This window comes from Streptomyces sp. RK9 (assembly GCF_045070545.1).
In the GTDB taxonomy this organism is placed as follows: domain Bacteria; phylum Actinomycetota; class Actinomycetes; order Streptomycetales; family Streptomycetaceae; genus Streptomyces; species Streptomyces alboflavus.
The window spans coordinates 772,253-791,754 of record NZ_CP173703.1; the positions used below are offsets into that span (position 1 = coordinate 772,253).

Sequence of the window (19,502 nt, forward strand, 5' to 3'; positions counted from 1 at the left end):
ATCATCCAGGGACGCAGGCACCCTGCGGGCACGCGGACGAACGGCGCGTCATGGAGTTTAGGTGAGCCTAAGCTGAACGCACGCATGTGTCGACAGGACAAATCGGATCTCTCGGTACGGGCATCCCGTCAACGGGGGTTATGCGAGCGCACATTGAAAACTAAGGTAAGCCTTGCTTTACTGGCGCAGGTCAATCCCTGTCCTGAGGAGGAACCCCATGCGGGTCGTCATGTTCGGCTATCAGACCTGGGGGCACCGTACGCTCCAGGCCCTTCTCGATTCCGAGCACGACGTGGTCCTCGTGGTGACGCATCCCAAGAGCGAGCACGCGTACGAGAAGATCTGGAGCGACTCGGTCGCCGACCTCGCCGAGGCGCACGGCATCCCCGTCCTCCTGCGCAACCGCCCCGACGACGAGGAGCTGTTCGCGCGCCTGGAGGAGGCCGCCCCGGACATCATCGTCGCCAACAACTGGCGCACCTGGATCCCGCCGCGCATCTTCGGCCTGCCCCGCCACGGCACGCTGAACATCCACGACTCGCTGCTGCCGAAGTACGCCGGGTTCTCCCCGCTGATCTGGGCGCTCATCAACGGCGAGTCCGAGGTGGGCGTCACCGCGCACATGATGAACGACGAGCTCGACGCCGGTGACGTCGTCCGCCAGGAGGCCGTCCCGGTCGGCCCGACGGACACCGCCACCGACCTCTTCCACAAGACGGTCGACCTCATCGCCCCGGTCACCGTCGGCGCCCTGGACCTGATCGCCTCCGGACAGACGGAGTTCACCCCGCAGGACCGCTCCCGGGCGAGCTTCTTCCACAAGCGCTCCCTCGAGGACAGCCGGATCGACTGGACCTGGCCCGCGGCGGACCTCGAGCGTCTGGTCCGCGCCCAGTCCGAGCCGTACCCGAGCGCGTACACCTTCCACAAGGGCAAGCGCCTGGAGATCCTCGCGGCGGTCGTCTCCGAGGGCAAGTACGGCGGCACGCCCGGCCGCATCTTCTACCGCGAGGGCGAGGGCGTGGCGATCGTCGCCGGAGCCGACGCCCGCACCGGCCGCAACCACGGCCTGGCCATCACGCGCGTGCGCACCGAGGACGGCCGCGAGCTGGCGGCGACGGACTACTTCACGTCGATGGGCGGGTATCTGACCACGCGTCCGTGAGGTGTCGGCCGTCGTGGCCGGTGGGTGCGGCAGTCGCACGATGCCCACCGGCCACGACGGCCCGCCGGCGGTCAGCTCCCTTGGCCGCCGCGGCCCCTTCGGCTCACCCAGCGCCCCATCAGGGTCAACAGGTGCTCGACGTCGACCGGCTTGGTCACGTAGTCCGACGCGCCCGCCGCGATGGCCTTCGCCCGGTCGCCCTTCATCGCCTTGGCGGTGAGCGCGATGATGGGCAGCCGCGCGTGCTGCGGCATGTCGCGGATCACGGCCATGGTCGCGTAGCCGTCCATGACCGGGATCATGATCTCCATGAGGATGAGCGAGACATCGGGGTGCCTCCTGAGGACGTCGACGCAGTCCTTGCCGTCCTCGGCGTAGAACACCGAGAGGCCGTGCTGTTCCAGGCTCACCGTGAGCGCGAAGACGTTCCGGATGTCGTCGTCGACGATCAGCACCTTCTCGCCGTGGAACTCGGGCACCGTGGCAGCGGGAGCCTTGGGCGCCAGCGGGAGCCGAGTGTGACCGTGCGGCGGCAGATCGCTGGGGTGCAACGGAAGATAGAGCGTGAAGGTGGAGCCGCGCCCCGGTTCGCTCACTGCGTGGATCTCGCCGCCGAGCAGCAGTGCGATCTCCCGGCTGATCGACAGGCCGAGGCCCGTGCCGCCGTATTTGCGGCTGGTCGTGCCGTCGGCCTGCTTGAAGGCCTCGAAGATCACCTGCATGTTCTCGGGAGCGATGCCGATGCCGGTGTCGGTCACGGAGAACGCGATCACGTCGGCGTCGGCGTCCCGCAGCGACCCGGCTTCGAGCAGGAGCTCCCGGATGGCGAAGGGCACGTCGTCGCCGAGCCGAATGGCCAGTTCGACTGCTCCGGAGTCGGTGAACTTCACGGCGTTGGAGAGCAGGTTGCGCAGCACCTGGAGGAGGCGCTGTTCGTCCGTGTGCAGCGTCGCGGGCAGCTCCGGCGAGATCCGTACGGAGAAGTCGAGTCCTTGCTCCGCGGTCAGGGGCCTGAAGACAGCCTCCACGTAGTCCGCGAGCTGGACGAGGGCGAGGCGTGCCGGGCTGACCTCCATCCTGCCCGCCTCGACCTTCGACAGGTCGAGGATGTCGGTGATGAGCTGGAGCAGGTCCGAGCCCGCACCGTGAATGGTCTCGGCGAACTGCACCTGCTGTGGCGTGAGATTGCGCTCCGCGTTGTCCGCGAGCAACTTGGCTAGCATCAGCAGGGAGTTGAGCGGCGTACGCAGCTCGTACGACATGTTGCCCAGGAACTCGGACTTGTAGCGCATGGAGAGGGCGAGCTGCTCGGCGCGCTCCTCCAGGACCTGCCGGGCGTCCTCGATCTCCCTGTTCTGCAACTCGATTGCGCGGTTCTGCTGCGCGAGCAGCGCCGCCTTGTGCTCCAGTTCGGTGTTGGAGGCCCGGAGCGCGGCCTGTGAGGCCTCCAACTCGGCGGAGCGCTGCTGGAGTTGCGCGGTCAGCTCCTGCGAGGCGCTCAGCATCTGCTCCGTGCGCTGCTGCGCCGTGATCTCCTCGCGGCTGCGCTCGATGAGGCCGACGACCGCCTCGGGAATGTCCGCGGCGCGTTCCCCCAGCCACCGGTCCGCCTCCGAGAGGCGGGCCGCGGACAGCAGGTCGGCTTCCATGGCGCGCTCCTCGACCACGGCGAGCCACTGCTGGAAGTCGGCGTCCTCCTCCACCCAGGTGGCGAGCCTCGCCCACTCCCGGATCAGGGCCTCGTGCGCGATCTCCGCGGTGTCGGGGCCGCCGGTGCCGAGGACCACGAGGCGCTGCTCGGGGTCGGCGAGGAGCTGCGCGATGTACCAGTCCTTGGCGAGGTGGGTGCGGTGGGCGGTGACGCGGACGGCGCTGGTGGCTCCGCCGCGGGCGCGGACCATGGACAGCAGGACGCGGCGGATGCGGGGCTCGCCCAGTTCCTGGGCGAGGAGGCGGTAGACCTTCTCCGCGTGCTGGTTGAGGGCTCCGGAGACCCCGCCGAGTCCCTGATAGCTGTCGAAGCTGAGCCGCCGGTCGTGCTGGAGCGACCACAGCTCGGTCAGCGTGAACTCCAGGAGCGGCAGACTGCCCGCGGCCCTGCTCGCCTCGGCGGCGATGGCCTCGGCGAGGCCGGGGGTGAAGGTGACGCCCGCGACCTCGGCCGGTTCGACGATGACGCGGATGAGGGCAGCCTCGTCCAGCGGGGACACGTTCAGCTGCCGGTCCTGGAGGCGGGGTCCGATGTCCGGGAGTTCGAGCAGGTCGGGCAGGAAGTCCGCGCGCAGGGTCGCGACGAGCCGGACGTCGGGGTCCTGGGCGACGTCGGCGGGAGGCAGCAGCCGCTGGAGGAACTCCAGTTGTTCGGCGCGGTCGGCGCTGCCGCTCAGGACCTCCTCGAACTGGTCGGCGATCAGCGCGAGACGGCGGCCGGTGAGCACCCGTAACCGCGCGGCGACCGCCCAGAAGCCCTCCTCCCGCAGGGCGCGGGTGCGGTGTTCCAGCTCTTCGAGGCTGTGGGCGCGCTGCGGGTGCTCCAGCTCGAGCAGGGCGCGGGCCACGGCGTCGAAGGGGGACATGCCCGGGCGGAACGAGGCGATCGCCCAGCCCGCCGAGGCCAGTTCGGGTTGGAGGCCCGCCGCCACCAGGGACGACTTGCCCACGCCCGACGGCCCCGTGACCATCACCAGGGGCTGAGCCTTCACCATGAGCCGGAGCCGTTCGACCTCGCGTTCCCGGCCGACGAACACGCCGGCCAGCGCGTCCTCGGCGCTGAACGCCTGCAGCCCTCGGTAGGGACACGGGGGCAGCACACTGCGGCCGAGGGCGTCGGGCCAGGCGGCGGAGACCTCCGCCAGGGGCACGGCGTAGGCGTCGGGCGCCGCGCCGTCGCGGCTCGCCACCGCGAGCATGCCGACGACGGCGTCGCCCCACCGGTCGGAGACGATGACGGGCGAGCCGCTGTACCCGGGCTGGGTCCGCAGCGCGGACTCGCTGGCCGTGTCGAGCTGGATGAGCCCGCCGCCGACCGCGCCCCGCAGCACGCAGGTGCTCCAGGCGCCGTTCGCCTTGCGGGGCGGGTTCCCGGGGTAGCCGAAGGCCTTCACCCGGGCGTCGCCGAGCAGGCCCGTGCGGGCGTCGATGAGCCGGGCCGCGCCCGCGCTCACGGGCAGGGTGTCGCCGCCGACCAGCGCGAGTCCGGCGACGTCCCGGCCAGGGCGGCCCGCGCCCGGCGGCGGGTCCCAGGAGCTGATCCGGCAGTGCCGCAGGGGCCCGCCCTCCGCGTCGCCGAGCAGCACGAACTCGACCTGGACCCGGGCGTCGCCCGGGGGCCGCTCCGCGCACGCCTTGTCCCGCCCGAGCGCCACATTGACCACATGGGCGCACGTCACCATCTCCTTGTCGCCGACGACGAACCCGACGCCGATGGGCGCCCCCGTCGCCGCGGCACGGATCTTGACGACGAATCCCTCGCGTTGCGCTCCCATGAAGTCAGGGGCGGTTCCACGTCAGCCGGACGGTGAAGTTCACCTCGGCGGTGCCCTTGGCGATGATCACGCCGGTCTCGCCGCCCATCTTCAGGCCGAACTCCAGCTCCGCGGCGTCCGGGCCGAGTTCGCGCAGGGTGTCGGCGACGCGCGCGAGCGTCGGCTTGACCTGGTCGAGCGCCTCTTCGAGCGAGACCCGGGCCCGGGCCACCACCCCGCCCCCCGCGGCGAGTTCGAGGTCCGTGGCGTCCGCGTCGACGTCGACCTCGAACACGGCGGCGCCCTCGCCGCCGTCGTCGAGCCTCATGGTCAACTGCTGTGGCACAGCACATCCCTCCACCCAGGACTTCGCACGCGACCGACGACCGCCGACGCCCTCCATCCTGGGTGACCACGCGCGGCCCCGCAGGCATATTCGGGGGATCCGGCAAACATCCTCCGCGTGCCCGGCCCGTGCGGACGTCCGCGCTCCGGTCACCGTCCGGGAACCGGCGTGCGCCGCGGCCTTCGCAAGGTTGGCAATCGACCGGCCGAAGATTCGCAGCAATTGGCAGCCGTCCAGCATTGATGGCACTCAGTGCCAGTGCCAGAGTCTCCATACGGCCCGCCGGACCTCGGCAGTGGTGGTCATCTCCGCCGCACGGCAGTCCATGGGCCGCAGTAGGAAGACACGCGATGCCACCTCGTTCCGCGAGGGCACCGGGCATTCGCAGCGAAGACGAACGACTCGACGTTCCGCCGGAGGGAGCGTCGTCGACCGGCGGGTCGGCGAGGCCGGTCGCGCCCCTCGGCGGAGCGGCACATCGAGACGGCCCCGCGCCCCTGCCGGGGCTCCCTCCACGCGCCCCTCCCCCTCTCCCCTCAGGAGGACCCGATGTCCACCAGCGCCCTGACACACCGCGTCCACGTCCTCGCCCCGCCCGGGCACCGGCACGACGAGATCCTCACGCCCGCCGCCCTGGACTTCGTCGGCCGTCTCGCCGCGGAGTTCGGCGGCCGCCGCAAGGAACTCCTCAAGGAGCGCAGGCGCCAGGCGCTGCGGTTCGCGTCGGGCTCCCCGCTCGGCTTCCCCGTGGCCACGTCGCCCGTGCGGGCCGACCCGACCTGGCGTGTGGCCCCGCCCGCCCCCGGCCTGACCGACCGTCGGGTGGAGATCACAGGGCCGCCCGACCGGCGCACGGCGGTCGAGGCGCTCACCTCCGGGGCCCGGGTCTGGATGGCCGACTTCGAGGACGCCACCTCGCCCACCTGGCAGAACGTCATCGGCGGCCAGCTCACCCTGCTCGACGCGAGCGAGCGCCGCATCGACGTCACCAGCGCCGACGGCACGGAGCACCGGCTCGGCGAGCACGACCGGCTCGCCACGATCGTGGTCCGTCCGCGCGGCTGGCATCTGGTCGAGGAGCACCTGGAGTTCGACGGCGAGCCGGTGCCCGCCTCGCTCGTGGACTTCGGCCTGTACTTCTTCCACTGCGCGCGGCGCCAGATCGAGGCCGGGCGCGGCCCGTACTTCTACCTGCCCAAGCTGGAGAACCGGTACGAGGCGCGGCTGTGGAACGACATCTTCGTCGTCGCCCAGGGCCTGCTCGGCATCCCCCGGGGCACCGTGCGCGCCACCGCGCTCATCGAGACGGTCACCGCGGCCGTGGAGATGGAGGAGATCCTCCATGAGCTGCGCGAGCACAGCTCCGGCCTCAACGCCGGGCGCTGGGACTATCTGTTCAGCCTGATCAAGACCTTCGGGCACCGCACGGACTTCCTGCTGCCCGACCGCGTGCAGGTCACGATGACGGCGCCCTTCATGCGGGCGTACACCGACCTCCTCGTGCGCACCTGCCACCGGCGCGGCGCCCACGCGATCGGCGCCATGTCCGCGCAGGTGCCCGGCAGGGGCCGGGCCGCCGACGAGGCCGCGCTCGCCACCGTCCGCCTGGACAAGGAGCGGGAGGCGGAGGACGGCTTCGACGGCTCCTGGGTCGCCCACCCGGCTCTCGTGACGGTGTGCGGGGAGGCGTTCGACGGCGTGCTCGGCGACCGGCCGCACCAGCTCGACCGGACCCGGGACGACGTGGAGGTGACCGCGGCCGACCTGCTGTCCACGCGCCGCGTCGGCGGCCCGCCCACGCCCGACGGGGTGCGCACGAACATCGCGGTGGCCGTGCGGTACTTCGCGGCCTGGCTGCGGGGGCAGGGGGCGGTCGTCCTGGACGGTCTGGTGGAGGACGCGGCGACCGCGGAGATCGCGCGGGTGCAGATCTGGCAGTGGCTGCGGCACCGGGTGCTCGACCGCGAGACGGTGCTGCGGCTGCTCGACGACGAGATCGACGCGCTCGGCGCCGCCTACCCGTGGGCGGACCTCGACGCGGTGCGCGCGCTCTTCGAACGGACCACGCTGTCGGCCGAGTTGCCGCAGTTCTTCACGCCGGAGGCGTACTCACGGCATCTCGTCCGGCATGCCGGGGCGCCGCTCCAGGACGCCGGAGCGCGGTCATGACCGGGCCGATCCGGCGCGTCGGCGTGGTCGGCGGCGGGCAGATGGGGGCGGGCATCGCCGAGGTGTGCGCGCGGGCCGGGCTCGACACGGTGGTGTGCGAGGTCGACGCGGCGGCGGCACGGGCGGCGCGGGACCGGGTGACGTCGTCGTTCGACCGGGCGGTGCGCCGCGGCAAGCTGGAGCGGGCCGACGCGGCGGACGCGCTCGCCCGGATGGTGTTCACCGGCAGCCTGGAGGACCTGGCCGACCGGCAGTTGGTCGTCGAGGCCGTCGTGGAGAACCCGGACGCGAAGACCGAGGTGTTCGCCGTCCTGGACAAGGTCGTCGAGGATCCCGGGGCGATCCTCGCCAGCAACACCTCCTCCCTCCCCGTGATGCGCCTCGGCATGGCGACCGGCCGCGCGGACCGGGTCGTGGGCCTGCACTTCTTCAACCCCGTCCCGGTGCTTCCGCTGGTGGAGGTCGTGACGTCCCTGCACACGTCGGCGCAGACGGTGCGCGCGGTCGAGGAGTTCGCGACCGGGACGCTCGGCAAGACGGCCATCCGCTCCCAGGACCGGGCCGGTTTCGTCGTCAACGCCCTGCTGATCCCCTACCTGTTGTCGGCGATCCGGATGGCGGAGTCCGGCTTCGCCTCCCCCGCGGACGTGGACGCGGGCATGGAGCTGGGGTGCGCGCACCCGATGGGCCCGCTCAAGCTAGCGGACCTGATCGGCCTCGACACCGTCGCCTCGATCGCGGAGTCCCTGTACGACGAGTTCAAGGAGCCCTTGTACGCCCCTCCCCCGCTGCTCCAGCGCATGGTGGAAGCCGGACTGCTCGGCCGCAAGGCGGGCCGCGGCTTCCACACCTACGACCAGGGCTGAGGGGCCCGGGTTCGGGCCGTCCGGGCTGAGGGGCCCGGACCGCCCGACAACTACGGGACCGCCCGGTCCGCCGCCGCGGATCTTCCCCGAAGGCGGGCGAGGTGACCCTTGAGGGTGAACCCCGGCTCTGCCGCGTCCCCCGGGCTCAACTGGGTGCCGTGGTCGAGGAGTCGGCGCGCGGCCATGTGGTCGGCGGGGCGGTTCACGGACTCGACCGCCCGGAGGTCCCCGGCGCGGAAGAGGAGCACGGAGAACGTGTCGGGGCCGTCGCCGAGCACCGTCTCGGTGTCGTGTCCGTCGTCGTGTCCCGCGATCTGCACGGTCGTGTCGAACTGGTCGCTCCAGAACCAGGGCAGTTCCTCGTAGTGGGCGCGGGGCACCCCGGTCAGCCGCTCGGCGACGAGCCGGGCGTGCCCGACGGCGTTCTGCACGGATTCGAGCCGCAGCCTCTTGCCGGAGCGCACCTGCGGGAACGCCGCGCAGTCCCCGATGGCCGAGATGTGCGGATCGGCGGTGAGGAGGCGGGCGTCGACGGTGATGCCGTCGCCGACCGGAAGCCGGGCCGCGGCGGCCAGTTCCACGCACGGCGTGACACCGGCGGCGACCAGGACCAGGTCGGCCGGCAGACGGCGGCCGTCGGCGAGCTCGACGCTCGCGACGCTCCCGTGCCGGTCCCCGCGCAGCGCCACGACCCGCCGCCCGAACAGGAGTTGGGTGCCCGCCCCGCGGTGCAGGCGCGTGAAGTGCTCCGCGGTCCGCGCCGAGACGGCCCGGGCGAGCGGCCGGTCGAGCGCTTCGACGACCGTCACCTCGCAGCCCGACTCCCGTGCGGCGGCGGCGCATTCGAGCCCCAGGAACCCGGCTCCGACCACCACCGCGTACTGGGCCGCGGCCAGAGAGGCCCGCAGCGCGGCGGCGTCCTTCGCGGTACGCAGGGTGTGGACGCCACGCAGTTCGGCGCCCGGCACGTCGAGGGTGCGCGGGCGGGCCCCGGTGGCCAGGACGAGATGCCCGTAGTCGTACGTCGATCCGTCGGCGAGGCGGACCGTGCGGGCACCCGTGTCGATGGCCGTCACGGTGCCGCCGACGAGGTCGATCGACTGGCGTACGTAGTACGTGGCGGGCCGCAGCCACAGCTGTTCGTCGCCCTGGGCGTGTCCGGCCTTGAGGTAGGCCTTGGACAGGGGTGGGCGCTCGTACGGGAGGACGTCCTCGGCGCTGATGAGGGTGACGCGTCCCTGGTAGCCGTGTTCGCGCAGGGAAGCGGCCGTCTGGTGGCCCCCTTGTCCGGCGCCGACGATGACGACGGACGCGGGCCGGGTGTCGGTCGCCATCACTTCTGCCGTTCGGGGAGGTGGACGATCAGGCCGTCCAGGGCGGCGGTCACGGTGAGCCGGCAGCTCAGGCGGCTGCTCGGTCGGCGCGGGCTGGCGGTGAAGTCGAGCAGGTCGTCCTCGTCGGGCCGGGCGGGGTCGAGGCGGTCGATGGTGGTGTCGTCCACGTAGACGTGGCAGGTGGCGCACTGCGCGTTGCCCGCGCACTGGGCGACGATGCCGTCGATGTCGTTGAAGACGGCGCCGCGCATGACGGTCGTGCCGACGGGGACGTCGATGGAACGCGCGGTGCCGTCGACGGCGACGTAGGTGATTTCTGGCATGGCGGAACTCCTCGGTGGCGTCCGGCGGCGCGCGAGGGCACGCGGCGGCACGGGTGCCGGGTCACGGGTGAGTGGGATGCGCGCGCAGAGGGCTGTGCGCGGAGCAGGAACGCGGGTTGCGCGCGGGGCAACAAGAGAGAGGTGGTGGATGGTGCTGCCGGTGGCCGGTGGGGGACGCGTCACCCCTGTCGGCTCGCCGACGCCCGCCGGCCGTGGGGACACGCGACGTCCTGGGCCAGGGCTGTGGCAGCGGGCTGGACAGTATCAGAGGAGTGCGCGGCGGGCCAAGACGGGACCCTGTCCGTGCCGGCGACAGGGGCGGGCCGCGTCGGCGCCGCCGCCCTCAGGGCTGCCGCGGGACCGGACCCGTCGTGCGGCCGCGGCGCGGGTCGGGCAGGCGGTGGGTCATGAACGGCCTGCTGGTGATGAACTCACGGAATTTCAGGGCGGCTTCGGACAGGTAGGTGTCGCGGTTCCGGACCAGGGTCAGTACCCGGTGGCAGTCGGCCGCGTCCAGGTGCACCCAGGCGACCGGGACGTGCGAGTCCGTGCCTGCCTGGCGGGAGATCGCCGGGATGAGGCCGATGCCGAGGCCCGCGCTGATCATGTCCTGGCTCGCGCCCGGTTCGTCGCCCTCGCAGGACAGCGTCGGCACGAGCCCTTCGGAGCCGAAGAGGCGGTCGAGGAGGGCGCGTTGCCAGTGGCCGACGCGGGTGGTGACGAAGGGTTCGTCGGCGATCTCGGGGATCGTCACGCTCTCCCGTCCGTCGAGCCAGTGCCCGCGCGGGACGGCGAGCAGCACCTCCTCGCGGGCGAGTTCGACCGACTCCAGGTTCGTGCCGGTCAGCGGCTGTGAGGCCACGCAGAAGTCGACTTCTCCGGCGCGCAGTCGGCGTTCCATCTCCTGGGCGGTCGCCTGGAAGAGCCGGACGTCGGCGCGGGGGTGCGCGGCCCGGAAGCTGCCGAGGACGTGGGTGATCGTCAGCAGGGTCTCGGAGGCGACGCCGACCCTGCCGAGCCCCGTGTCCCGGGCGTCGCGCAGGGCCCTGCGGCCGTCATCCAGCTCGCTGAGGGCGCGGTCGACGTGGCGCAGGAACATCGCGCCGTACTGGTTGAGCCGGATGCGGCGGCCCTGCCGGTCGAAGAGGGGGCAGCCCAGTTCGGCTTCGAGGCGCGCGATGGTGCGGCTCAGCGAGGGCTGGGCGACGTGCAGCTCGTCGGCGGCGCGGCTGATGTGCTCGTACCGGGCGACGGTCTGGAAGTAGCGCAACTGCAGAAGATCCACGGTCCACCTTCACTTATGCCTCTGAGGTCATCTTCACATGGCGAAACCGGTCTTGGAACGCATAAGCGATTCTCCCTACGGTCGGTCGTGGGGGTCACCGCACGGGTGACGGGCAACGGCGCCCGGCATCCGCACACGCGAAGCGGCGGCCCCACCGATGTCCGCCATCCCACCGATGTCAGCCATTACATCGACGTCAGCCACCCCACCGATGTCAGGCAACTCACCCATCACTGCCGTCCCACCGGCCACCCGTCCCCCAGGAAGGTCGCACCATGAGCGCTGCGGAGCTGGCCCGACTCCAGTTCGCGGCCACGACCGGCATCCACTGGCTGTTCGTGATCCTCACGATGGGGCTCGTCCCCCTCGTCGCGATCATGCACACCCGGGCCGCGTTCACCCGTGATCCCGCCCAGAGAGCCGTCCGGGAGCGCATGACACGCTTCTGGGGTCAGCTCTACGTCATCAACTACGCGGTCGGCATCGTCACCGGCCTCGTCATGGAGTTCCAGTTCGGGCTCAGCTGGAGCGGCCTCAGCAAGTTCGCAGGCAATGTCTTCGGCGCCCCGCTGGCCCTGGAGACCCTCATCGCCTTCTTCGCCGAGTCCACCTTCCTCGGCATGTGGATCTTCGGCTGGGGGCGGCTGCGCCGGGGCACGCACGTCACTCTGATCTGGCTGGTGGCCCTCACGGCGTACGCCTCCGGGTACTGGATCCTGATCGCCAACGGCTTCATGCAGCATCCCGTCGGCTACGAAGTACGCGACGGCGTCGCCTACTTGACCGACTTCGGGGCGCTGCTCACCAACTCGAGCGCCCTGGTCGCGCTCGGCCACATCGCGCTCGGCGCGCTGACGACGGGCGGTGTCTTCGTCGCCGGGGTCAGCGCCTGGCACTTCCTGCGGCGCACCGAGGAGACCGAGCTGTTCCGCGGCTCCCTGCGGCTCGGCCTGTGGGTGGCCATGGTCGCCTCCTTCTTCGTCGTCATCGTCGGCGAACTCCAGCGACCCGTCATCGAGCGGACGCAACCCATGAAGGACGCGGTCCTCAGGAACAGCGGTGTCGCCGAGGTGCAGGCGCGGCTCGTCCAGGAGCACGGGCCCGGCGACTACGTGCCCTGGCAGGACACCGTCCGGATCTCGATGGACGTCATGACCCTCATCGGCAACACCGTGTCGACGATCACCTTCCTCGCCGTCATCCTGCTCTGGAAGGACCGGCTGCTGCACTGGCGCCCCTGCCTGTGGGTGCTCGTCGCCTCGGTCCCTTTCCCCTTCATCGCCTCCGCCGGCGGCTGGGTCGTCCGCGAGGTCGGCCGCCAACCGTGGCTGGTGTACGGCGAGTTGACGGTCGAGGACGCGCTCTCCCACGTCAGCACGGTCTCGCTGGCCGTGTCCTGCTCCGTCTTCATCGCGGTCTTCGTCGCGCTGGCCGTGACGAACTGGACCCTCATCACGCGCTTCGCCCTTCGCGGCCCGGACGCCACGCAGCTCGGCGCCACGGAACCGCTCCCCACCGAGGCCGAGCCCGTGGGCGCAGCCGTGATCTGACCCCTCTTCACGTCCCATACCTCCCCCTGTTCCAGAGAAAGTTGAGCGAGATGAGTCTGGAGACGGCCTGGCTGGCCCTCCTCGGCCTGCTGCTCGCCGGGTACTTCGTCCTCGGCGGATACGACTACGGCGTACAGATGCTGAGTCCCGGCCTCGACGGGAGGAAGGAGAGCCGAGAGGTCGGCCGGAGCGCCGCCCTCGATGCCATCGCGCCGTTCTTCCTCGGCAACGAGGTCTGGCTCGTCGCCTTCGCCGGGGTCCTGTTCGGCGCCTTCCCGCACCTGGAGGGCACCCTTCTGCCCGGCCTCTACCCGCTGATCGTGGCGATCCTCGTCGGCCTGGTCCTCGGCAACGCCGCCATCCAGCTGCGCCGTCGCTCCCGCAGCGCCCGGGGGCGGCGCCGGTGGGACGCCCTGATCGTGTTCGGGGGCGCGGTTCCCGCCGTGTGCTGGGGGCTCGTCGTGGGGCTGCTGCTGCACGGGGTGCCCCGGCGGGCCGACGGGAGCTTCCACATCGGGTTCGGCGCCGTGTTCTCGCCGTTCGTGCTGGCCTGCGGCGTGACGACGGCACTGCTCTTCGCGGCGCACGGGGCGGCCTTCGTCGCACTCCGCTCCGCGCCCGAACTCGCGGCACGTGCTCGGCACTTGGGAATCGCGCTCCTGCGTGCCGTCGGTCTTGTGGGTGCGCTGCCCCTGCTGCTCACGCTCTTCGGCGCCGGTGCCTCGATGACGAACAAGGCGACATCGGCCGTCATCGTCGCCCTCTTCGCGGCGGCGCTCGCGGGGGCCTGGTGGTCCCTCTCCGGCGGTCATCACGTCCGGGCGTTCGCGGCCACGTGCTGCGCGACGGCGCTGCCCGTGCTGCTCGTGGGGGCCGGGCACCATCCGTACGTCCTGATCAGTTCGGCGGGCGCGGGGCTGACCGTCGATCAGGCTGTCACCGACGGCGCCACGCTGAGGATCCTGAGCGCGTTCGGCGTCCTGATCGTCCCGGTGATCCTCGCGTACCAGTCCTGGAGCTGGTGGGCCTTCCGGGGCCGGACCGGTCATCGCCACCCCAGCTACTTCTGAGCCCCGTAGCACGAGGAGAGGAACCCGGCATGAAGGACGAGAGGGCCCCGGCATGAAACCCGTCGAGCGCCGTCTGCTGCGCGAACTCCCGTTGCTGCGCCGCCACATGACGTACGGGACGACGACGGCCCTCCTCGGCGCCGGGCTCGCCGTCGCACAGGCGGCCCTCCTCGCCACGGTCCTCGCCGACGGGTTCGCCGACCGCGCGTTCCGCACCGGCCCGCTGGTCGCGCTCGCCGCCGTCATGACCCTGCGCGCGCTCCTGGCCTGGGCCCGCGGGCTGCTCGCCCAGCGTGCCGCCGCCGACGTGAAGCGCACGCTGCGGGACCGGATCACCGGCCGACTACGGCACACCGGCCCCCTGCGGCTCGCGGCCGGGCGCCACGGCGAGACCGCCACGCTGCTCACCCGCGGACTCGACGCCCTGGACCCGTATGTCGTCGGCTACCTGCCCACGATGGCCGCCACCGCCGTGGTGCCCCTCGTGGTGGTCGGCTGGCTGGCCTGGACCGACTGGACGTCGGCGCTGATCGTCGTCGTGACACTGCCGCTGATCCCCGTGTTCGGCGCCCTGGTCGGCGTGCACACCGCGCGGCGCACCGCACGGCAGTGGCGGCTGCTCGCTCGGCTCGGCGGGCACTTCCTGGACGTGGTGGCCGGGCTTCCGACGCTGCGTGCGTTCGGCCGGGAGCGGCACCAGGCGCGGGTGGTGGGCGAGATGGCGGACGCCCACCGGCGGGCCACGCTGAGGACGCTGCGCGTGGCGTTCCTGTCGTCGTTCGTCCTGGAGACGGTCGCCACCCTCTCCGTGGCGCTGGTCGCCGTCCCGGTCGGGCTGCGGCTGCTGCACGGCGAACTGGACCTGCGTACGGCGCTGGTCGTCCTGTTCCTCGCCCCCGAGGCGTATCTGCCGCTGCGCGCCCTGGGTGCGGCGTTCCACGACAGCGCGGAGGGCATCGCGGTCGCCGAACGGGTCTTCGCCGTCCTCGACGACGAGGCCGACGTACCCTCGGGCCGCACCGACCAGGCTCCCGCGCCCGACGCCCGCACGGCCCACCTGCGTCTCGACGACGTCGCCGTCCACCACCCGGGCCGCACCGCGCCCGCCCTGCGGCACGCCTGTCTCTCCGTCCGCCCCGGCGAGCACGTGGCGCTCGTCGGCCCGAGCGGCGCGGGCAAGTCCACGCTGCTCGCGCTGTTCCTCGGCTTCGTGGCGCCCGCGGCGGGGCGGGTCGAGGTCGGCGGCCGCGACCTCGAGGGCCTCGACGGGGACGCGTGGCGCGCGCAGGTGGCGTGGGTGCCGCAGCGCCCGCACCTGTTCGCGGCGTCCGTCGCGGACAACATCCGCCTCGGGCGGCCCGACGCGAGCGACGCGGAGGTGCGCGCCGCGGCCCGCGCCGCCTTGGCCGACGTGTTCATCGAGGAGCTGGCGGATTCCTACGACACGGTGCTCGGCGAGCACGGCGCCGGGCTCTCCGCGGGACAGCGCCAACGCGTCGCCCTGGCCCGCGCGTTCCTCAAGGACGCCCCCGTCCTGCTCCTCGACGAGCCGACGGCCCACCTGGACCCGGAGAGCGAGGCCGCCGTCACGCGCGCCACGGTGGACCTGATGCGCGGCCGCACCGCGCTCGTGGTCGCCCACCGCACGAGCCTGCTGCCCCACGCGGACCGGATCGTCACGGTGCGGGCGGGCACGCTCGGCCCGACGACCGCGCCGCTGCCCATGCCCACACCCGCGCACGTCACCCGACCCGCACCCGAACCAGGCAGCACCGCCGAACCCGCACCCCTCCCCCAACTCCCGTGCACAGAAAGCCCGGTGGCCTCATGACCACCCCCACCGAGGCCGCCGCCCCACCCCGCGAACACCACCCCACCCTCCGCCTCCTGCACCACCTCCGCCCGCACTGGCGCAGACTGCTCCCCGCCGCGCTCGCCGCCGCCGGGAGCGAGCTCGCCGCCGCCGCGCTGATGGCCACCGCCGCCTGGCTCATCACGCGGGCCGCCGAACAGCCGCCGCTCGCCTCGGTGACCCTCGCGATCGTCGCCGTGCGGGCGCTCGCCCTGGGGCGCGGTGCGCTGCGCTACGCCGACCGGCTGCTCGGTCACGACGGTGCGCTGCGGGCCGTGGCGGGCTTCCGGACCCGGGTGTACGAGGCGCTGGTGCCGCTCGCCCCCGCGGGCACCCCGGCCTTTCGGGGCGGCGACCTGCTGACGCGGCTCGTCGACGACGTCGGTGCCGTCCAGGACCTGCTGCTGCGGGTGCTGTTCCCGGCGGTGGCCGCGGGAGCGGTCGCGGTGGCCGCCACCGGTCTCGCCACGGCGCTGCTGCCGCAGACGGGTGTCCTGCTGGGGCTGCTCCTCGCCGTGGCGGGGGTCGTCGTACCCGTGCTGGTGCTCGCGCTGTCCCGCCGCGCGGGCCGCGCGGAGAAGCAGGCGCGGGCCGAACTCGCGGCGCTCGCACTCGACTTGACGCAGGGCGCGGCGGACCTCGCCGCGTACGGAGCGCGGGGCCGTGCGGACGGGCGGGCCCGGCGCGCCGCCGCGCGGATCGCGGCGCTGGAACGCCGCCAGGCACTCACGGCGTCGCTCGCCTCGGCCGTGGTGCTGCTGCTCCAGGGCGGGGCGACGGTCGGCGTCACCTGGCTCGCGGTGCGCGCGCACGCGGACGGGGCGCTGCCCGCCACGCACCTCACCGTCCTCGCGGTCCTGGCGCTGGTCTCCTTCGACGCCCTGACGCCGCTGCCCACGGCCGCCCGGCACCTGGCCGGGGTGCGGGCCTGCGCCCGCCGCCTCGCCGACCTCCTCGACACACCGCCGCCCGTCGTCGACCCGCCGGCCCCGGCCCCGCTCCCCACCGCCGAGCCGCTGGGCGTGGACATCACCGGCCTGCGGGTGCGCCACCGCCCCGGCGGTCCCCTCGCTCTGGACGGGGTGAGCCTGCGCCTGCCGCCCGGCCGCCGTGTCGTGCTCCTCGGCGCCAGCGGGTCGGGGAAGTCGACGCTGATCGCGGCGCTCATGCGGTTCGTCCCGTACGAAGCCGGGTCCATCCGCGTCGGCGGGCGCGAACTGCGGGACTGCGCGGGCGCCGACGTCCGCGCCGCGATCACCGGCATGACCCAGGACGCCCACGTCTTCCACACCACGATCCGCGCCAACCTGACATTGGCCCGCCCCGACGCCACGGACGACGACCTCCTCGACGCGGCGCGCAGGGCCCGCATCCTGGACTGGATCGACTCACTGCCCGACCGCTGGGACACGCTCGTCGGCGGCGACGGCGCCACGATGTCCGGCGGCCAGCGCACCCGCCTGCTCCTGGCCCGTGCCCTGCTCGCCGACCCACCCGTCATCGTCCTCGACGAACCCACCGAGGGCCTCGACCCGGACACAGCGACCGCCGTCCTCACCGACATCCTCGACGCCACCCGGGGCCGCACCACGCTCCTGGTCACCCACGACCGCTCGTGCCTCACGTCGGCCGACGAGATCGTGAGCCTCGCCGGGGGCCGGGTCCTGCCCGGCTGAGGGCCGGGGTCGGAGCCGAGGTCTCCGTACGTTCGGTCGAGGGCGTGGGTCACGATGGCGGCATGACGACCTGGTTCCGCACCTACTACGAGGACGAAGATCTGTGGCTGCATTTCGAGGCCGATGACGAGGGCTGGGCAACGCGTCAGGTCGAGGTCCGGGGGCAGGACTCGCGACCCGTGGCAGCAGCCTCTCGGGCAGAGGTGCTGCACTTGCGTGATCACGCCGGACCCGCGGCGATGGGCCACTACGAACGGCAGTACGGCATTCTCGCCGAAGGCCCCCTGGACGGCTGGCAGGACCAACCCCGGGCGGCCGAGATCTCCGCGGAGGAGTTCGAGCGGCTGTGGGCGGAAGCACGACAGGCTCTCGGCGGCTCAGCCTGACTCGGCGGGTCGGGGTTCATGGAAGGTTCGTGGCGGAGCATTGCTAGGAGCACGGGTTGTCCCGTCAGAGGCCTTGGGGCGAGCTACCCCATGACCTCGCGGGCCGCGTCCAGGAACGCCGACCGGTTGCCCTCCAGGAAATCCCGCACGCTCCCGCCGTCGGGAAGGCCGTGCCACACAGTCCTGTTGAGGTCGAGGAAGTGTGCGTGTGCGGTGTCGTGCACGGGCTGGGGGAACTGGATGCGGAGGAGGCGGTCCGCGACCCACAGTCTGTACATGACGTCGCGGGTCGTGAGGTACCAGTCGTCGGTGTCCTCCCACTCGGCCGGCCGGGTGTAGGCGCAGCGTTCCGCCTCTGCGGAGACCTCGACGAACCGCTCCAGGAGCGCCAGCCGTTCCGCACGCCGGGTCTCGGAGAGGGAGAGCCGTTGCCGTTGCTGTTCGGCGCGGTCCGCCGATTGCTGCGTCCTGTGCTGGACGAGGTAGGACAACACGCCGCCGAGGACGACACCACCCAACGATATGAGGGACACCCAGACCTGACCTGCCATGACCGTCATCGTTCCATAGCGACGATCTTCGGCTGAGTCCACGTCAGTTCGGCGGGCCGATCACCGCGCGGGGCGCTGCTCCTCGCCGCGCGGCGCCATCCGCAGTGTGATCCGGTCGAACAGCTCCGTCAGCGGCTCCCCGACCTCCCGGCCGAACTCCGTGAGCCCGTACGTGACCTGAGGCGGTGTCGTCGGCTCGACCTCGCGCCAGACCAGGCCGTCCTGGACGAGCGCGCGCAGGGTCTGGGCGAGCATCTTCTCGCTGATGCCGCGGATGCTCTCGCGCAGCTCGTAGAACCGGAGATCGGTGTTCCGCAGGGCGATCAGGACCCACACGCCCCACCTGCTGGTGACGTGGTCGACCACGTCGCGTGCGGGGCAGTCGGTGTGAAACACGTCATACCGCTGATCCGCACCGGTCTGGGTGAGCTGCGCGCCTTCCGCCATGGGAGGAGCTTACTCCGAGGTATGTCCTTACCAGAAGTTAGTCCGGGCTCCTAGCGTCGCGATCACCGAACACATCGATGAACGCATCGATTCGAGCGAGGAGTTGTTCATGATCGTGGTGACCGGGGCCACCGGAAACGTGGGCCGGCCGTTGACGCGGGCGCTGGCCGAGGCGGGGCAGCAGGTGACGGCCGTGTCGCGGACCGCGGCGGCCGTGCCGGACGGCGTCCGCCATGTGACGGCCGACCTGGCCGATCCTTCGAGCCTGGAGCCCGCGCTCGCCGGGGCGAAGGCGCTGTTCCTGCTGCTGTCGGGCGACTTGCACGCGGCGGGGGCAAGCCCGGCCGACGTCATCGGCCAGGCCGTGTCCTGCGGGGTCCGGCGGGTCGTCCTGCTGTCCTCGTTGGGCGTGGCGACCCGGCCGTTCGGGTCGACGCGGATCGCGCTGCGCGGGGTGGAGGACACCCTGCGGGAGTCCGGCCCGGAGTGGGCGATCCTGCGGCCGGGGGGCTTCGCCTCCAACGCCCTGTGGTGGGCCGACTCCGTGCGCGAACGGCAGGTCGTCGCTGCCCCCTTCGGCGACGTCGGGGTACCGGTCATCGACCCGGCGGACATCGCCGAGGTCGCCGCGGCCTGCCTGCTGGGCGACCGGCACCACGGCGGCGTGTACGAACTGACCGGCCCGGAGACGATCACGCCGCGCGGGCAGGCGGAGGCCATCGCCGCCGCCCTCGGCACGCCCGTGCGGTTCCACGACCTCACCCGCGACGAGGCCAGGGCGGCCATGGCCCACAGCATGCCGGTCGAACTCGCCGACGACACCCTGGACATCCTCGGCTCCCCGAGCCCGGCCGAGGTGCGCGTCAGCCCGGACGTGCGCCAGGTACTCGGTCGCGACCCGCGCCCGTTCGCCGACTGGGTCGCCCGTCACGTCGCCGCGTTCCGCTGACACCGGTCGGTGCGGGTGGGGTTCCCGACGGCCGCCCCACCCGTGCCGACGGCCCCGCGGGGGCAGAGC

The 19,502-nt window shown here is 72.5% G+C and carries 16 protein-coding genes and 1 pseudogene; 9 read left to right on the plus strand and 8 right to left on the minus strand.

Annotation, left to right across the window (positions count from 1 at the left end):
* Positions 1–217 precede the first annotated feature (217 nt).
* Complete coding sequence (locus AB6L24_RS03265) at positions 218–1,165, plus strand: methionyl-tRNA formyltransferase (RefSeq protein ID WP_405651877.1); 948 nt, start codon at positions 218–220, stop codon at positions 1,163–1,165.
* A 71-nt stretch (positions 1,166–1,236) separates the two neighbouring features.
* Here the strand turns inward: AB6L24_RS03265 and AB6L24_RS03270 are convergent, their stop codons facing one another.
* From AB6L24_RS03270 to AB6L24_RS03280, 3 genes and pseudogenes are all read right to left on the minus strand, one after another.
* A complete protein-coding gene (locus AB6L24_RS03270) occupies positions 1,237–4,074 on the minus strand; it encodes an ATP-binding protein (RefSeq protein ID WP_405657015.1) in 2,838 nt (945 codons plus the stop codon).
* A gap of 36 nt (positions 4,075–4,110) precedes the next feature.
* Positions 4,111–4,650 (minus strand): annotated as a pseudogene (locus AB6L24_RS03275) (trypsin-like peptidase domain-containing protein); the annotation flags it as partial.
* A gap of 4 nt (positions 4,651–4,654) precedes the next feature.
* The gene (locus tag AB6L24_RS03280; RefSeq protein ID WP_405651880.1) at positions 4,655–4,957 is read right to left on the minus strand and encodes a CU044_2847 family protein; all 303 of its coding nucleotides are present in this window, start codon (positions 4,955–4,957) and stop codon (positions 4,655–4,657) included.
* A 567-nt stretch (positions 4,958–5,524) separates the two neighbouring features.
* Between AB6L24_RS03280 and aceB the strand changes: the two genes are divergently transcribed.
* Both aceB and AB6L24_RS03290 read left to right on the plus strand, forming a co-directional pair.
* Positions 5,525–7,144: a malate synthase A gene (gene aceB / locus AB6L24_RS03285; protein ID WP_405651882.1), complete on the plus strand. Its 1,620-nt coding sequence runs from the start codon at positions 5,525–5,527 to the stop codon at positions 7,142–7,144.
* Complete coding sequence (locus AB6L24_RS03290; RefSeq protein ID WP_405651885.1) at positions 7,141–8,010, plus strand: 3-hydroxybutyryl-CoA dehydrogenase; 870 nt, start codon at positions 7,141–7,143, stop codon at positions 8,008–8,010. Before aceB ends, AB6L24_RS03290 begins: the two co-directional genes overlap by 4 nt.
* Positions 8,011–8,060: 50 nt before the next feature.
* Here the strand turns inward: AB6L24_RS03290 and AB6L24_RS03295 are convergent, their stop codons facing one another.
* The 3 genes from AB6L24_RS03295 to AB6L24_RS03305 form a co-directional block, all read right to left on the minus strand.
* A complete protein-coding gene (locus AB6L24_RS03295) occupies positions 8,061–9,344 on the minus strand; it encodes an NAD(P)/FAD-dependent oxidoreductase (protein ID WP_405651887.1) in 1,284 nt (427 codons plus the stop codon).
* Entirely contained in the window at positions 9,344–9,667 is a 324-nt protein-coding gene (locus AB6L24_RS03300; protein ID WP_405651889.1) for a 2Fe-2S iron-sulfur cluster-binding protein, read from the minus strand. Before AB6L24_RS03300 ends, AB6L24_RS03295 begins: the two co-directional genes overlap by 1 nt.
* A 343-nt stretch (positions 9,668–10,010) precedes the next feature.
* Complete coding sequence (locus tag AB6L24_RS03305) at positions 10,011–10,952, minus strand: LysR family transcriptional regulator (RefSeq protein ID WP_405651891.1); 942 nt, start codon at positions 10,950–10,952, stop codon at positions 10,011–10,013.
* A 275-nt stretch (positions 10,953–11,227) separates the two neighbouring features.
* Between AB6L24_RS03305 and AB6L24_RS03310 the strand changes: the two genes are divergently transcribed.
* The 5 genes from AB6L24_RS03310 (at position 11,228) to AB6L24_RS03330 (ending at position 17,486) form a co-directional block, all read left to right on the plus strand.
* A complete protein-coding gene (locus AB6L24_RS03310; protein WP_405651893.1) occupies positions 11,228–12,502 on the plus strand; it encodes a cytochrome ubiquinol oxidase subunit I in 1,275 nt (424 codons plus the stop codon).
* 50 nt (positions 12,503–12,552) lie between these two features.
* Positions 12,553–13,572 carry a cytochrome d ubiquinol oxidase subunit II gene (gene cydB, locus AB6L24_RS03315; RefSeq protein WP_405651896.1) on the plus strand — a complete coding sequence of 340 codons (1,020 nt, stop codon included), beginning with the start codon at positions 12,553–12,555 and terminating at the stop codon, positions 13,570–13,572.
* A 52-nt stretch (positions 13,573–13,624) separates the two neighbouring features.
* Positions 13,625–15,403 (plus strand): thiol reductant ABC exporter subunit CydD, encoded by a 1,779-nt coding sequence (gene cydD / locus AB6L24_RS03320; protein ID WP_405651898.1) that lies wholly within the window; start codon positions 13,625–13,627, stop codon positions 15,401–15,403.
* The gene (gene cydC, locus AB6L24_RS03325; protein ID WP_405651900.1) at positions 15,400–17,100 is read left to right on the plus strand and encodes a thiol reductant ABC exporter subunit CydC; all 1,701 of its coding nucleotides are present in this window, start codon (positions 15,400–15,402) and stop codon (positions 17,098–17,100) included. Before cydD ends, cydC begins: the two co-directional genes overlap by 4 nt.
* Before the next feature lie 62 nt (positions 17,101–17,162).
* A complete protein-coding gene (locus AB6L24_RS03330) occupies positions 17,163–17,486 on the plus strand; it encodes a hypothetical protein (RefSeq protein ID WP_405651902.1) in 324 nt (107 codons plus the stop codon).
* Positions 17,487–17,569: 83 nt separating this feature from the next.
* On the opposite strand, the gene AB6L24_RS03335 is transcribed toward AB6L24_RS03330, so the two are convergent.
* The gene (locus tag AB6L24_RS03335; RefSeq protein ID WP_405651905.1) at positions 17,570–18,046 is read right to left on the minus strand and encodes a hypothetical protein; all 477 of its coding nucleotides are present in this window, start codon (positions 18,044–18,046) and stop codon (positions 17,570–17,572) included.
* A gap of 51 nt (positions 18,047–18,097) precedes the next feature.
* The gene (locus tag AB6L24_RS03340; protein WP_405651907.1) at positions 18,098–18,484 is read right to left on the minus strand and encodes a winged helix-turn-helix transcriptional regulator; all 387 of its coding nucleotides are present in this window, start codon (positions 18,482–18,484) and stop codon (positions 18,098–18,100) included.
* A gap of 109 nt (positions 18,485–18,593) precedes the next feature.
* On the opposite strand from AB6L24_RS03340, the gene AB6L24_RS03345 reads away from it, so the two are divergent.
* A complete protein-coding gene (locus AB6L24_RS03345; protein WP_405651909.1) occupies positions 18,594–19,433 on the plus strand; it encodes an SDR family oxidoreductase in 840 nt (279 codons plus the stop codon).
* Positions 19,434–19,502 lie beyond the last annotated feature (69 nt).